Below are 13168 nucleotides of genomic sequence, written 5' to 3'. Positions count from 1 at the left end.
CATAACCTCAACCCACAGAGCCAGAGCCCTCCAGACCAACATCAGGCCGCCTGTTCCAAATCATTCGACGACGGACACCTGTGCAACTTCCCCAAGCCAGGATTGAAGGGCTGTGCCTCGCGCTATCAGAGGACAACAGCGACAAGACCCCAGAAATGGCAGAGTAGCCCAGGGTAGCCTGCGCTTTCAGAAGAAGAACCATGAATATCTTGAACACCACCTTGGCGGTCTTGGCCTCGCTTGGACCCAGCCTCGCGCAAGCGGAAGCGCCGCAAGCTAACCCAGGGGCGCGGAAATCAAGTCGTGCGAAACGCCGCGCGCGACAGGCAAAGCATCAAAGACCTCGTAGCGCACAAGGGCACTGACGGGTGGCATCACGCCCATTTCAAGCCGCCGAGCCCGCGACCCGCGACCGGAAAAGGTCAAAAATCGAGGTGCCCTTATGATGATGAGTGCGGCAGAGGTTGATGAAACAAGTCGAACGAAAACGCTTCGGCTCATTGATCGCCTTCGGCATTTTTAGCACCGGGCTCTTCGCGCCGGTCCTGATCGCGCACCAGCCAGTGGACTGCTCCGAGCGCAAGAGCCGCGCCCGCGAGGGCGGCAATCTTGGCTGGCTCCGTCTCGCCAAGATCGAGGATGATAAATTTGCGCGCGATCGCGAGGAGCGCGATCAGCACGATCGTGCGGACCTGGAGAATGCCGAAGCTGCGTTCTGTCGCCACAAGAAGGGAGCGCTTGAACTCGAGCGCAATTACAACGGTGAAGATCATTCCGAACACCACCTGGAAGGTGGCGTAATCGAGCGTGTTGAACGCTCCCAAGACCAACCGGTTCACGACCTCGCGCATCAGCGCCCAAACCGACGCCACGACGATAACCGCAATGATGGCGCTGAGGACGAAAATGACGACCTGTTCGAACTTCTCGTAGAGCGTCATCGCCGACCATTGTTCACGGGTTAGCCGGGATGGTTTCAGGTCTTTCATCAGTACCCCTCGAAGTTCCCCCCGAATAGACAAGCTCTCCCTGGCTTCGCCGCAGACCGGGATCATTCGGGAATTCTTTACCTGCGATGGAGCCAGGAACCAATTGTTATGTGTCGAGAGCCGGGACTCCGGGCCCAGACTATCGATCGTTCCTCAGTCTTCCTGCGAAAGAGCCCCGCCGCTGGTCTCGTTTGCGGCGGGGCTCCATTAGAGGTTCTCTTTTAGTTGAAGATGCGCGTTCGAAGTTCCTCGAACCGGGTCGCAATCGTTTCGAAGATCCCTCCGGTATCCTCCTGCGCCTCAATCTGACGGTCCAACTCATCCAGCGCCTCATGCAGATCCTCGAAATCGCTTTCGCGGCCGTAGCCGAGCGCTTCGGCGATTTCGAGTTCCTGGCGTGCCGCCTCAACATAGTCGGCGGCCGTCAGATCGGCATCTTCAGTAGCGGCTTTGTCGTTTGCCGCCTCACCGTCGTCATTGAGCAGAGCTTTGGCCTTCTCGATCATCGCTACGGCTCTGAGCGGAGGCAGGGCGATCACTGTGTCGGTCACCACCTGGGTGCTCAGTGCGGCGTTGAGTACCGTCATCGCTTCGTCGGTCTTTCCGTCATCAAGCAGTGCCGTCGCTGCGAGGATCGCGTCGGGATAGGTCGCAAGCGGAAGGCTGGTTGTCTGGATGACAACCTCGGACGCGAACCCGCTCAGCAGCGGTCTCGCTTCCTGGAACTTCCCATCGTCGACCAAGTCCTCGATCTGTTTGCCGAGTTCTCGGACGGCTTCGACGCTGCCCAGAACGTCATAGGTTAAATGATTGATCCGTACGGGCGCCAAAGCGAGATCCGGTTCACGCGCGACGACGGTCTCGAGCTTCCCCGTGGCCAACGCGAGCGCAGCAATCGCCGCATCTGTATCGCCCTTCTCGATCGCGGCGATCGCAGCGTTCGTTTCATCGAGCGCGTCGACCGCCTCCTGGATCAGGGCGGTGCGTTTATCGGCGAGCTGTGAATCGGTTTCGGCGGTCACGCTCTCTTCGACCTGCTCCCGGTTGACCGCCTGCGCTTCAGCTTCCGCCTGAGCCGTATCCTGAGACCAGGAAGGGCCGGCGCTGACAATCAGCAGGGCCAAAGCTGTTCCCGCGTAAAGACTCCTGAGTTTCATCAGTCTGTTCCTTTCGGCTGTGATTGGTTCTACGGCGGTTTCGCCGCAGAGTTGGCACGATCAATGCCCGGCTCAGGCCTCCTTGACCGCGATTTTCCTGACCTTGGCTTGGGCTTCGGGCGTTTGCGGCAGCTTGATCGTCAGAACCCCGTTCTTGAAGGATGCTTGCGCCTTTTCGCCATCCACACCGGGCGGGAGTGGAATTGTCCGGTAGATCGCGCCGTAGCTGCGCTCGGAGAGGTAGTATCCCTTTTTCTCCTCCTGGCGGTCGATCTTCTTCTCCCCCTTCACAGTCAACATGTCATCGTTGACCGTCACCTCGATGTCCTTCATCTCCATGCCCGGCAGCTCGATCGACACTTCGATCGCCTTGTCGGTCTCGACCACGTCGGATTTCGCCTCGCCGCTACCAAAGGGCCATTCGAAATGACCGACCCGGTTCCAGAAGTTCTCGAACACATGGTTCATTTCGCGCTGGAGTGTCGCTATCGGGTTGTCTTCGATGCTCTTGGCATCTGGCGTGCCGTCCTTGCGAGCCCAGGGAATGAGGTCTTTGATCTGCATGATATGGTCTCCTTCGGTTTTCAGGCGCCCTTGACGGCGATCCTTTTCGGCTGCGCCTCAGGGGCTAAGGGGGAGCGTCAAAGTGAGGACGCCTCCACGCATCTCGGCTTCGATCTTGTCGGGGTCGAAGTTCTCGGAAAGCGTGAAGTCACGCTCGAAATCGCCCTCGGCACGTCCAGCATAGGCAAGTTCCAGGTTTTCTGGCCGCATCGGCTCAACCTTGCCGCGGATCGTCAGCACGCGGTTTTCAAGCGTGATTTCGACCGCATCGGCGGCGACACCAGGCATTTCGACCATCATGGAGACACACTGATCGGTCTCGACGATATCGGTCAGCGGGTGGTAGATGCGGCCGCCGCCGGCGGTTTCAGGCGCGTCAGTCGGCGTCTTTTCGGTGGCTGGCGTGATGTCGGTGCTCATCGTTCCAGCTCCTCAGGCTGCCCTGATCTCAATTCTCTTCGGCTTCTCCTCCTCAGGCCGGAAGATGACGATCCGCAGTACGCCGTTCGCCATCTTCGCCTCGACCTTGTCATCCGAGGCCGCGAATGGCAGACGGATCGCGCGAGAAAACTTGCCATACCCGCGCTCTCTGCGGTGCCAGCGCGCGCCCTCGGACACCTCGGGCGCCGTTCCTTCGCCCGAAATCGTCAGGACGTTGTCCTTGACCGCGGTCGAGATCGCGCATCATGGAGCGCATCAGCGCAAAGGGGTCGCTGCGGCGCAGATATGTTGGATAGAGCATTGTTGGTCTCCTGTGACTCAACGACGTCGTGCAGTAAAACACTGCTTTCGCGGTTCGATCGCCACGGCAAGAGATATCGATCCCGAAACCTTTTCAATTCTACGCTCATAAGAATACCACGCAGGCATAATTCATGCTAGCATTTCAATCTCTAGCGGCGTCTGATGGAGCTTCGCGACGGCCAACAGATCCTTGGAGGTCAAATGATGATTGCATCCGACCATGCGTTGATCGGGACGACGATCCATCGGGTCGCCCAGCACATCCAGCAGGACGAAGACCTCGGGCATGTCAGCTACGACACCGATCGGCCCGGCTTTCTCGGCACCGGCGACCAGTCGTCCTGGCTGAACCGCCGCTACAGCGACGCCACTGCTGAGCGGATGGACGCGAAGGTGCGCGACATCGTGGATGGCGTGTTCAAGCGCACCCTCACCCTTCTTGAAACCAATCGGGATCTTCTCGAGCAATCGGCGCAGGATCTCCTGCAACGAGAGACACTGGACGAGCCCTATCTTGTGGCAATTGGGTCCAAGGTGAAAAGAACGGAAGCGGTCGCTGCGTGACACTGTCACTGGCGCAGATGATCGGCGAACAACCCTGACTGGATAATGAAAACGGAGAAGACGAATGGCAAACGGAGCTTGCGATATTTGCGGTCGCCCGGCGACGGCGCGCGTGCGCGCCTCGGTGAACGGCAGGGTTCAGAACATGGAGCTTTGCGACCAGCATTACAGCGAAATGGCCCGCCGGTCGGGGCGCAGCGCCTCGCCGCTGGAGTCCCTGTTCGGACGGCGTTCCCTTCTTGACGAATTCTTCGGCGAGAGCGGTTTCGGCAGCCTCTTTGGTGACAGTCCGCTGCGAGGCGGCACGCTCGGCTCCATGGGTGACGGCGATGACGCTGTCGTCGACGCCACTTTCGGCGAGGGCGCGCCGCGGCGTGGATCGCGGCGCGGCGGCGGACGCACCATCGCCGACCGGCTGAGCGAACAGGGCAACAAGCTGCTGCAGGATGCCGCACAGAAGGCCGGGGAATTCGGGCGCAGCGAGGTCGACACCGAACATCTGCTTCTGGCATTGACCTCGTCTGACGTCGTCAAGACGATCCTGGAACAGTTCAAGGTCGATGTGGACGATCTGCGGCGCCAGATCGAGAAGGAAGCGAAGCGTGGAGACGCCAAGACGGAAGGCGAAATCGGCGTCAGTCCTCGCCTGAAGGACGCGCTGAACCGGGCCTTCATCGCCTCGAACGAACTCGGCCATTCCTATGTCGGTCCCGAGCACCTGCTGATCGGCCTTGCCGAAGAGGGGGAAGGCCTCGCGGCGGCGATGCTGCGCAAGCTGGGGTTGACGCCGCAGGCGCTGCGTCAGCAGGTGACGAAGGTGGTCGGCAAGGGAGCCGAGGAAGGCCGCGTCGAGACTCCGTCGAACACCCCCGATCTCGACCAGTTCAGCCGTGACCTGACGAAGCTCGCCCGCGAGGGCAAGCTCGATCCCGTCATCGGCCGCGCCCGCGAGATCGAGACGACGATCGAAGTGCTGGCCCGCCGGAAAAAGAACAACCCGGTGCTGATCGGCGAGCCCGGCGTGGGCAAGACCGCCATCGTCGAGGGCCTTGCACAACGGATCGTCGCGGGGGAAGTGCCAGAGGCGCTGCGCGACAAGCGGCTGGTCGAACTCAACATCAACTCGATGGTGGCCGGGTCGAAGTATCGCGGCGAGTTCGAGGAGCGAGTCCAGAAGATCCTCAAGGAGATCACCGAGGAGAAGGACAGCCTGATCCTGTTCATCGACGAGATCCACACCATCGTCGGCGCCGGCCAGGGCGGTGGCGAAGGTGGTCTCGACATCGCCAACACCTTCAAGCCGGCGCTGGCGCGGGGCGAGCTGAACCTGATCGGCGCGACGACGCTCAACGAGTACCAGAAATACATCGAGAAGGACGCGGCGCTCGAGCGACGGTTCCAGCCGGTTTATGTGGACGAGCCCACGGTCGCACAGACGATCATGATTCTGCGCGGGCTGCGCGACACGCTCGAAAGCCACCACAAGGTGACGATCACCGACGAGGCGATCATCGCCGCCGCGGAGCTTTCGGATCGCTATATCACCGGTCGCTTCATGCCCGACAAGGCGATCGACCTGATCGACCAGGCCGCGGCGCGGGTGAAGATCTCGGCCACTGCGCGGCCCGTGGACGTGCAGGAGCTCGAAGCCGAGGTCGCGCAGATCAAGCGCGAACAGGACTATGCCGCCGCCCGCAAGCAATTCGACCGGGCAGCGGAACTGAAGAAGGAACTCGAGCAGAAGCAGAAGGAGCTTGACGAGCTTCTGGAAATCTGGAAGCGCGACCAGGCTTCGGCGACCGCTGAGGTGCGCGCCGATCATGTCGCGCAGATCGTCTCCAAGATCACGGGTGTTCCGGTCACGGAGCTGACCGCCGAGGAGAAGGACAAGCTCCTGAAGCTCGAGGAGAAGCTGCACGAGCGCGTCATTGGCCAGGAAGAAGCGATCCGCGCCGTGGCCGATGCGGTGCGCCTGGCGCGTGCGGGTCTGCGCGAAGGTTCCGGTCCGACCGCGACCTTCCTGTTCCTCGGGCCGACCGGGGTTGGCAAGACGGAACTGGCCAAGACGCTCGCCGAGGTGATCTTCGGCGATCAGGACGCGATGATCCGTATCGACATGTCGGAATATGGAGAGCGTCACGCGGTGGCACGGCTCGTCGGCGCGCCTCCGGGCTACGTCGGATACGACGAAGGCGGGCAGCTGACCGAAAAGGTCCGCCGTCGGCCCTACTCGGTCGTGCTCCTCGACGAGATTGAGAAGGCACACCCGGATGTGTACAACATCCTGCTTCAGGTGTTCGACGACGGCCGCTTGACCGACGGCAAGGGCCGCGTGGTGGACTTCACCAACACCATCATCATCGCCACCTCGAACCTCGGTTCGGACATCATCCAGCGCAACCTCACGAAACGCGGCAGCAGTGAGTTCGACGAGGCCAAGCAGAAATCCGAACTGATGGAGGTGTTGCGCGGTCATTTCCGGCCAGAGTTCATCAACCGGATCGACGAGATCATCGTCTTTCATTCGCTGAATCAGTCGGAGATCCGCCAGATCGTCGAGTTGCAGCTGAACCGGGTGAAGCGGACCGCCCTTACCCAGGGCGTCGAACTCGAATTCGACGTGAGCGTCGTGGATCACTTCGGCGCGGTCGGCTTCCGCCCCGAATTCGGCGCCCGCGAGCTGCGCCGGCTGATCCGGTCGGAGTTGGAGACCGAGTTGGCCCGCGAGATGCTCTCCGGGCGGATCGAGGATGGTGACAAGGTCCGCGTCGCCTGGTCGGAAGACGAACAGAGGGTCATGTTCGAAAAGATCGTAAAGGACACCGGTGACGACAGCCCGGACGATCAGGCCAAGGCCGGGATCGAGGAGCCCAGCGAAGTTGCCGAAGACAGGACGGACGTTCCGAAGCCCAGCGTTGGGGATGAGGTGCAGTCCAAGGACGACAAGTCCGCCGAGTGACAGCGCAAAAGACTGGCCCGGCGCGATATCGGTCGCGCCGGGCCATCTCTTCGGAGAGTTATAGGAAGGTCCACGGCATGAACGTCATTAGATCATTCCGCAATCTCGACCGGCACGGCCAACAGCGCGCGCCTGAGGTCATCGAGGAGGAGGTGCGGCAACTTGAACCGCACCTTGCGCGCTTTCGCGAGGATCTGGTCCGGCTCGAAGTCGTTGCCTCGCAGACGAGGGGCAAGAAACGCATCAAAGTCAGCCTGCGCCTGCAACTGCCGTCGGGCGTGATCGCGGCGCGGGAAGAGGGATTCGAGATCGAGCCTGTCCTGCGCAAGGCCTTTGCCGACCTGCGCCACCAGGTCGATCGGCATGTGGCGCGCCTCAAGCACGAGCCTGAATACAAGCGTCCCGCCCGCCGGCGCCGGATCGGCGCCCCGCTGCCGCCCGCGCGGGATGCGGCGGAAGCGGACCGGCGCCAGCTCTTCTTTGACCTGATCGAGGATCATCTCGATACGATCTATGACACCGTCAGGCGCGAGTTGACCTATCTCGAATGCAGCGGATCGGTACCGGAGGGATATCTGAGCGTTCGCGGTCTCTTCGATGCGACGATCCTCAAGGGGCTGGCCCGCTTCGAGGATCGGCCTTCGGAGTTTTCCGTCGGCGACTGGCTGAAACGGCTGGCTTTTGAGACCATCGAGGAAGAATCCCGCGCCGCCCGCCGCGCCGTGCCTGAGGATGCCGCCTCCATCGAGGCGGAACCCGAGGCCCCGGCGGAGGATCCGACCGAGGCGGATCAGGCGATGTTCGAGTTCTACCAGCCCGACGAAGTGCTGATGCTGGAGGACCTCATCGCCGACGACGGCGGCACAGACCCCGAGACCGAAGTGGATCGTCATGATATCGCCATGGCACTGCACCGGGCTATCGCAGATCTTGCTCCGGTCGAGCGCCGCGTCCTGTATCGGATGTACCTGGAAGACGCCACGATCGCGGAGACGGCGCACCTCCTGGATCTCACTGAGGCGGAAGTGTTGAAGATTGCAGAGAACGCGGCGGAGACACTGCGCGGCACGCTGGTCGAAGCCGGGTTGATCGGCGAGGCATCGGGGCGCGCGCCCGTGGAAAGGGAAATTGCCCGGACGCAGTGTCTGCCTCAACCGGTCGAGGACCGCCGCCGCGTGGCGGCCGCCCTGGCCGGCGCGGAGACAATCGGCACTACTGAGTTGAAACCTGAACAGGAGATGGACCAATGACGACAACCTCTGCAAAGCAATCCGACACGATGCAGGACATGCTGTGCAGCCTCTCCGGGAACTGGTGGCTGTTCGTGCTGCGCGGTGTCCTGGCGCTGGTGATCGCGGTTCTCGCCTTCCTCATGCCTGCGGAGTCGCTGCTTGCTCTGACGCTGGTCTTCGGCGCTTTCGCCTTCGCCGATGGCGTGTTCGGCCTCGTCGCCGCCGTCCGCAACATCCGCGGGGGTGATCGCTGGGGCTGGCTGATGTTCAGCGGCATTCTGGGCATCGCCACGGGCATCGCCGTGGTTGTCTCGCCTTTTGTCGCGACGCTTGTGCTTGCGACATTCCTCTGGGCCAGCATCGCATTCTGGTCCGTGTTCTCGGGTGCCCTCGAGATCGCGGCAGCGATCCGCCTGCGAAAGGAAATCAACGGCGAAATCTGGCTGATCCTGAGCGGCCTTCTCTCGGTCGTTCTCGGTGTCGTCGTGACCTGGATGCTGCTGACGCGCCCGGTCGAAAGCTTCCTCGCGCTCGGCTGGCTGATCGGCTTCTACGCCGCGGTCTTCGGGGTGATGATGATCCTCCTCGGGCTACGGCTTCGCAAGGCGGATCGTTCGGACGGTGCGGCCTTCGATAACGCTCCCCCATCGGCAAAGGCGTGAGGTGCCCTGTGGTGGATGACGGGCGACTTGCCGGCGAGGAGCACGATTTCACCCGATGGGACGAAACGATCTTCGACCGTTGCCTGAGCACCGGCTTCAATCCGTTCGGCAGCGGTCCGACGCCAATCTTCCTGCGGCACCGGGACGCAGAGGCGCCGGACGCCGATGCGAAGCCGTGCATGCCACCTGACACCGAAAATGCGAGGTGCTGATGTCGAACCGCCTGCCTGACTTGGCATTTGCTGCTGCGGCCGCTGCCTTGGGCATCGGCATCGTTTTCGTTTTTCGTTCGATGTATCTTGCCGAAGACATACTGCCTTTCGCGCAGGAGATGACGCTCATCTTCCTCGGCGCTGTCGTGACGATCATTCTGACCGCGGCGCTTCTCAATCGCCAGACCGATCTCGAGCTTCGCAAGGAAGGAAGGGTCATCATCCTCCAGCAGCAATGCGACATTTACATGGCCTGCATCGAGAAGGTCGCAGAGATCGTGGAAACCGCAAGGCACGATGCGAAGCTGATCGATGAATTGCGTGTTCTCAGCCACAAGCTGGCTGTGGTCGCGAGTGCAGGGGTCGTGTCCAGCTTCGAGCAGGTACTGGAGAGCTTGCAGTCCGGTTTTGCTGACGGCACGCTCTCGGACGGGGACGGAGAGGGCGTGATGAATGCCGTCGCCGATCTCACGATAGCGATGCGGTCGGACGTCCTGCACGCTGCTGCCTTCCCTTCGCAGAACACCGAACGCGCCGTTCGCCTGAATTCGAGGCGAATGGAAAAACTCGGCGATCTCAAACGTCACCTTCTCGTATCCACCGACACCCGGGAGAACTGATATGCGCGGCCATAATCGCCCACCATTCCCGCCGAAAATTCCCGGAACCGATCTGCCATCCTGGGACGTGCCGACGGCAATCATCTACCGTCCTGCCCGTTCCGCGATGACATCGGCGCCTCGGCCCAACTACTGGGTCCTCGAGTTCGAGCCGTCGCGGCCGCCGCAGATCGAGCCGCTGATGGGATACACGTCCAGCGGCGATCCCTATCGTCCGATTCGGCTGAAGTTTCCGGATCGCGACAGTGCCGTGGACTTCGCAGAGCGGCAGGACTGGCATTATGTCGTGCGCGAGGACGCTGGGGGAGCCCGGATGGCGAACCCTTGGGCGGGTGAGACGCGCCACCGGCTGCACAGGGGCGTCGATGCCCCGGGAGCCTTCCGGGTCCCGTTCCGCCCCGATCGCCGCCTCTCAAGAGGCGTCCAGCATGAGAGCACGCCCGACCCGTCTACCAGCGACAGGGAGAGTTTCGATCCGGTCCTCGAAGCCTCGCTCGAATCCTTCCCCGCCTCTGATCCTCCGGCGTGGACGGCTGTGACAATTGCAAGAAAGACGACGTGATGACGGCCAGCTGCATGCGCTCGGGGAAATGAGATGTTTCCATGGGCCAATACCGTTGCTCGCAGATACCCCCCGTGGCCGTCTGGTCAGTCGTCGGGATCAGCCTTCTCGCTTTCCTCTGCCAGGGCGGCCTGCCGCCGCGCGTGCTGGACCGGTTCCTGTTCGAGTTCGCGCTGGTGCCGTCGCGCGTCTTCGGTCAGCTCCGCCTCGTCGCCCCGTCGGACTGGACCCCGTTCCTGACCAATATCTTCCTGCACGGGGGCTGGCTGCACCTCATACTGAACATGTGGACGCTGTGGATCTTCGGCCCCGCCGTCGAAGATCGGCTCGGACCGGGTAGATTCACGCTGGGCCGAGTGGTGCGGGCCATGCAAGATGATGGCGCCCCAGTTCGAGGCGGCGGCGCGCTCGCTCGAACCCCATGTCCGCCTGGGCAAGCTCGACACCGAGGCCGAACAGCAGATTGCCGGCCGCTACGGGATCCGCGGCACTCCCACCATGATCCTGTTCAGGAGCGGCAAGGAAATCGCGAGGACGAGCGGTGCAATGCCTGCCGCGCAGATAGCGCAGTGGGCGCGGTCGCACGTCTAGAGTTTACAGGTATTGGCCTTACCTGCGCCATGCCATCAGGAGAAGAAGGACAAGAACATGCATGGCGTGACCGGATTTATTGAAAGTGCGGCCTTGTTGGTCTTTGCCGCGTTCGTGCTCGTGACGATATGTTCACGGATCGGCGTGCCCAGTATCGTCGGTTACATTCTTGCCGGCATAGTCATCGGACCTGCCGGCCTCGGCCTGATTGCCGAAAACGCTGCCCTGAGCAGCATCGGCGAGATCGGAGTAGTACTCCTGCTGTTCGCTCTTGGCCTGGAATTCTCGTTCGAGAAGCTCGTAACGCTCAGAAAGCATGTCTTCGGTCTTGGAGCCGCGCAGGTTGCAGTCACGACGATATCGGTGTCGTTGATAGCGAGTCTGATCTTCGATCTCGCGCCCGTCCCCGCAATCCTCATCGGCGGGGCCGTTGCCATGTCATCCACGGCCATGTGCCTCAAGGTGCTCGCAAGCGCGAACGCTCTGGGATCGGCCCAAGGGCGTCTGGCCATTGCAGTGCTTCTGTTTCAAGACTTGGCAGCTGTAGCATTCCTGCTTCTGCACGATGCAATGAGTGGTGCCGCCGAAGGGTATGGCGTGATAACGGTCATCGCCAGTGCAACGGCATTGGTTGCAGCTCTGTTCATTTCCCGTGGCCCGTTGCAGGTACTTGCCCGTTGGGTAGCGTCGCGTGGCGATCCGGAACTTGCCCAGCTTCTCGCGCTCACCATTGCACTAGGGTCTGCGATTGTCGCGGCCACCGCCGGCCTTTCTCCGGCACTCGCCGCATTCGCGGCCGGCATGATCATCGGCGAGGGAGACGCGCGCCATGCTGTCGAGAACGAGATACGGCCTTTCCGCGATTTGTTTGTCGGGATTTTCTTTATCGGTATCGGGACTCAATTGCCACTTTGGATCCTTCCATCTCAATGGCCTGCCGTGCTGGTCTGGCTTGCAATAATACTCTGCGGAAAGACGCTGATTGTTTTCGTCGTCGCCCGACTATTCGGCGAAGCGCTTCAGACCTCATTGCGGACCGGAGTCATCCTGGCCAACGGGGGAGAATTCAGCCTGATGTTGCTATCGGTTTCCTCGACGTCGGGTACAGTGGCCGAGGAGTTCGCCGGCCCCCTCCTCCTCGCGATTGGAGTGAGCATGTTGGCTGGAAGTCTTATGATTAGATGGGCGGGGTCAGGCCTAGGACCAATCGACATTAGGCCCTGTTGACAAAGTATGGCAGCCATATTTTTGCGGCGGCCAAGGGCTCTGTTGCACAAATCGCCTAAGGGGATTCATGTCGTGAATCCAGCGTGATAGCTGGAGGCCATGAGCAGACCGACACCCCCGACCTACAAGACCAGGAACTGGCCGGCCTATAATGAAGCGCTCAAGCGCCGAGGCTCGCTGACGATCTGGTTCGATCCCGCGATGACCTGGGAGGCAGCGCCCACCGGCAAGCGCGGGCGGCAGCGTGACTACAGCGATGCCGCGATCCAGACCTGCCTGACGATGAAGGTGCTGTTCGGGATGGCGCTCAGGCAGACGACAGGGTTCGTCGAGAGCCTCGTGCGCCTGATCGGCCTGGACTGGGCTGTGCCCGACTTCAGCACGCTGTCGCGGCGCCAGAAGACCCTGAAGGTGAACATCCCCTACCGTGGCTCGGACGGCCCCCTGCATCTGCTGGTCGATAGCACCGGGATCAAGGTCGAGGGCGAAGGGGAGTGGAACGCCCGCAAGCATGGTGGCACCAAGCGCCGCGTCTGGCGCAAGATCCCCATCGGGATCGACGAGAAATCACTCGAAATCCGGGCCGCAGAGTTCACCACCAGCGAGATCGGCGACGCGCCGATGCTGACCGAACTGCTGGGCCAGATCCCGCCAGGCTGTCAACGGCGGCGTAAAATCCGGCCACGCGGCGGGGTAAAACCAGGTCAGGTGGCGGTGGCCGGCGCCATGGCGCGCGCGCTTACCAATAGCTGGCGCGTGCCATGGCGCATTGGCCTCTTTGGGCCAAGACGAGCGATCTGATCTCAGGACTTTTGTTGCCGCTTTCGGGCAGTGCTGTTGGCGAGGCGATAGCTCTCGCCGTTCATCTCGAGGATGCTGACGTGGTGGGTCAGCCGGTCGAGTAGTGCGCCGGTGAGGCGCTCGGAGCCGAAGGTCTCGGTCCATTCATCGAAGGGCAGATTGCTGGTGATCAGGGTCGCGCCGCGCTCGTAGCGGTGCGAGATCAGTTCGAACAGCAATTCGGCACCGGTCTTGGACAGCGGCACGAAGCCCAGCTCATCGATGATGAGCAGCTTGTAACCGGC

General features: G+C 61.8%; 15 protein-coding genes and 2 pseudogenes. 10 read left to right on the top strand and 7 right to left on the bottom strand.

The genetic code is table 11. From position 1 onward, the window contains the following. Positions 1 to 497: 497 nt before the first annotated feature. From ACFOM8_RS21455 to ACFOM8_RS21435, 5 genes are all read right to left on the bottom strand, one after another. Positions 498 to 989 carry a phosphate-starvation-inducible PsiE family protein gene (locus ACFOM8_RS21455; protein ID WP_377764424.1) on the bottom strand — a complete coding sequence of 164 codons (492 nt, stop codon included), beginning with the start codon at positions 987 to 989 and terminating at the stop codon, positions 498 to 500. Between the two features lie 221 nt (positions 990 to 1210). Beyond that, a complete protein-coding gene (locus ACFOM8_RS21450; protein ID WP_377764422.1) occupies positions 1211 to 2146 on the bottom strand; it encodes a YfdX family protein in 936 nt (311 codons plus the stop codon). A gap of 72 nt (positions 2147 to 2218) precedes the next feature. Then, entirely contained in the window at positions 2219 to 2710 is a 492-nt protein-coding gene (locus ACFOM8_RS21445) for an Hsp20/alpha crystallin family protein (RefSeq protein ID WP_377764420.1), read from the bottom strand. A gap of 57 nt (positions 2711 to 2767) precedes the next feature. Continuing rightward, complete coding sequence (locus ACFOM8_RS21440; protein ID WP_377764418.1) at positions 2768 to 3130, bottom strand: Hsp20/alpha crystallin family protein; 363 nt, start codon at positions 3128 to 3130, stop codon at positions 2768 to 2770. A gap of 12 nt (positions 3131 to 3142) precedes the next feature. Continuing rightward, positions 3143 to 3328 (bottom strand): Hsp20/alpha crystallin family protein, encoded by a 186-nt coding sequence (locus ACFOM8_RS21435; protein WP_341351634.1) that lies wholly within the window; start codon positions 3326 to 3328, stop codon positions 3143 to 3145. Positions 3329 to 3616: 288 nt separating this feature from the next. Between ACFOM8_RS21435 and ACFOM8_RS21430 the strand changes: the two genes are divergently transcribed. From ACFOM8_RS21430 to ACFOM8_RS21405, 6 genes are all read left to right on the top strand, one after another. Beyond that, positions 3617 to 4018 carry a hypothetical protein gene (locus tag ACFOM8_RS21430; RefSeq protein ID WP_377764417.1) on the top strand — a complete coding sequence of 134 codons (402 nt, stop codon included), beginning with the start codon at positions 3617 to 3619 and terminating at the stop codon, positions 4016 to 4018. A 64-nt stretch (positions 4019 to 4082) separates the two neighbouring features. Then, positions 4083 to 6977 (top strand): ATP-dependent Clp protease ATP-binding subunit, encoded by a 2895-nt coding sequence (locus ACFOM8_RS21425; RefSeq protein WP_377764415.1) that lies wholly within the window; start codon positions 4083 to 4085, stop codon positions 6975 to 6977. 77 nt (positions 6978 to 7054) lie between these two features. Next, on the top strand, positions 7055 to 8227 hold the full coding sequence (locus tag ACFOM8_RS21420) for an RNA polymerase sigma factor (protein ID WP_377764413.1): 1173 nt from the start codon (positions 7055 to 7057) through the stop codon (positions 8225 to 8227). Continuing rightward, positions 8224 to 8871, top strand: a complete 648-nt coding sequence (locus ACFOM8_RS21415; RefSeq protein WP_377764411.1) for an HdeD family acid-resistance protein — start codon at positions 8224 to 8226, stop codon at positions 8869 to 8871. Before ACFOM8_RS21420 ends, ACFOM8_RS21415 begins: the two co-directional genes overlap by 4 nt. A 211-nt stretch (positions 8872 to 9082) precedes the next feature. Continuing rightward, positions 9083 to 9703 (top strand): hypothetical protein, encoded by a 621-nt coding sequence (locus tag ACFOM8_RS21410; RefSeq protein ID WP_377764410.1) that lies wholly within the window; start codon positions 9083 to 9085, stop codon positions 9701 to 9703. Between the two features lies 1 nt (position 9704). Then, entirely contained in the window at positions 9705 to 10265 is a 561-nt protein-coding gene (locus tag ACFOM8_RS21405) for an NADH dehydrogenase ubiquinone Fe-S protein 4 (protein ID WP_207470198.1), read from the top strand. 86 nt (positions 10266 to 10351) lie between these two features. Here the strand turns inward: ACFOM8_RS21405 and ACFOM8_RS21400 are convergent, their stop codons facing one another. Next, positions 10352 to 10522 (bottom strand): hypothetical protein, encoded by a 171-nt coding sequence (locus tag ACFOM8_RS21400; RefSeq protein ID WP_377764425.1) that lies wholly within the window; start codon positions 10520 to 10522, stop codon positions 10352 to 10354. Here ACFOM8_RS21400 and ACFOM8_RS21395 point away from each other — a divergent pair. From ACFOM8_RS21395 to ACFOM8_RS21380, 4 genes and pseudogenes are all read left to right on the top strand, one after another. Then, positions 10502 to 10555: pseudogene (locus tag ACFOM8_RS21395) on the top strand (hypothetical protein); the annotation flags it as partial. The gene ACFOM8_RS21400 and the pseudogene ACFOM8_RS21395 sit on opposite strands and share 21 nt — an antisense overlap. Positions 10556 to 10586: 31 nt before the next feature. Beyond that, positions 10587 to 10856 carry a thioredoxin family protein gene (locus tag ACFOM8_RS21390; protein WP_377707386.1) on the top strand — a complete coding sequence of 90 codons (270 nt, stop codon included), beginning with the start codon at positions 10587 to 10589 and terminating at the stop codon, positions 10854 to 10856. Between the two features lie 57 nt (positions 10857 to 10913). After that, complete coding sequence (locus ACFOM8_RS21385; RefSeq protein ID WP_377764408.1) at positions 10914 to 12083, top strand: cation:proton antiporter domain-containing protein; 1170 nt, start codon at positions 10914 to 10916, stop codon at positions 12081 to 12083. Between the two features lie 99 nt (positions 12084 to 12182). Continuing rightward, a pseudogene (locus tag ACFOM8_RS21380) lies at positions 12183 to 12737 on the top strand (IS5 family transposase); the annotation flags it as partial. A 149-nt stretch (positions 12738 to 12886) separates the two neighbouring features. On the opposite strand, the gene ACFOM8_RS21375 reads toward ACFOM8_RS21380, so the two are convergent. Next, a partial coding sequence (locus ACFOM8_RS21375; RefSeq protein ID WP_377764407.1) for an ATP-binding protein occupies positions 12887 to 13168 on the bottom strand: 282 nt, incomplete at its 5' end.

The organism is Paracoccus angustae, from assembly GCF_042648745.1.
GTDB lineage: Bacteria > Pseudomonadota > Alphaproteobacteria > Rhodobacterales > Rhodobacteraceae > Paracoccus > Paracoccus angustae.
The sequence above is the reverse complement of the archived record's forward strand: the minus strand, read 5'-3'. Positions and strand labels throughout refer to the sequence as shown.

Excerpts from the sequence above, each read along its gene's own strand:
- ACFOM8_RS21455 (WP_377764424.1), bottom strand. The coding sequence starts at position 989 with ATGAAAGACCTGAAACCATCCCGGCTAACCCGTGAACAATGGTCGGCG.
- ACFOM8_RS21450 (WP_377764422.1), bottom strand. The coding sequence starts at position 2,146 with ATGAAACTCAGGAGTCTTTACGCGGGAACAGCTTTGGCCCTGCTGATT.
- ACFOM8_RS21445 (WP_377764420.1), bottom strand. The coding sequence starts at position 2,710 with ATGCAGATCAAAGACCTCATTCCCTGGGCTCGCAAGGACGGCACGCCA.
- ACFOM8_RS21440 (WP_377764418.1), bottom strand. The coding sequence starts at position 3,130 with ATGAGCACCGACATCACGCCAGCCACCGAAAAGACGCCGACTGACGCG.
- ACFOM8_RS21430 (WP_377764417.1), top strand. The coding sequence starts at position 3,617 with ATGGAGCTTCGCGACGGCCAACAGATCCTTGGAGGTCAAATGATGATT.
- ACFOM8_RS21425 (WP_377764415.1), top strand. The coding sequence starts at position 4,083 with ATGGCAAACGGAGCTTGCGATATTTGCGGTCGCCCGGCGACGGCGCGC.
- ACFOM8_RS21420 (WP_377764413.1), top strand. The coding sequence starts at position 7,055 with ATGAACGTCATTAGATCATTCCGCAATCTCGACCGGCACGGCCAACAG.
- ACFOM8_RS21415 (WP_377764411.1), top strand. The coding sequence starts at position 8,224 with ATGACGACAACCTCTGCAAAGCAATCCGACACGATGCAGGACATGCTG.
- ACFOM8_RS21410 (WP_377764410.1), top strand. The coding sequence starts at position 9,083 with ATGTCGAACCGCCTGCCTGACTTGGCATTTGCTGCTGCGGCCGCTGCC.
- ACFOM8_RS21405 (WP_207470198.1), top strand. The coding sequence starts at position 9,705 with ATGCGCGGCCATAATCGCCCACCATTCCCGCCGAAAATTCCCGGAACC.
- ACFOM8_RS21385 (WP_377764408.1), top strand. The coding sequence starts at position 10,914 with ATGCATGGCGTGACCGGATTTATTGAAAGTGCGGCCTTGTTGGTCTTT.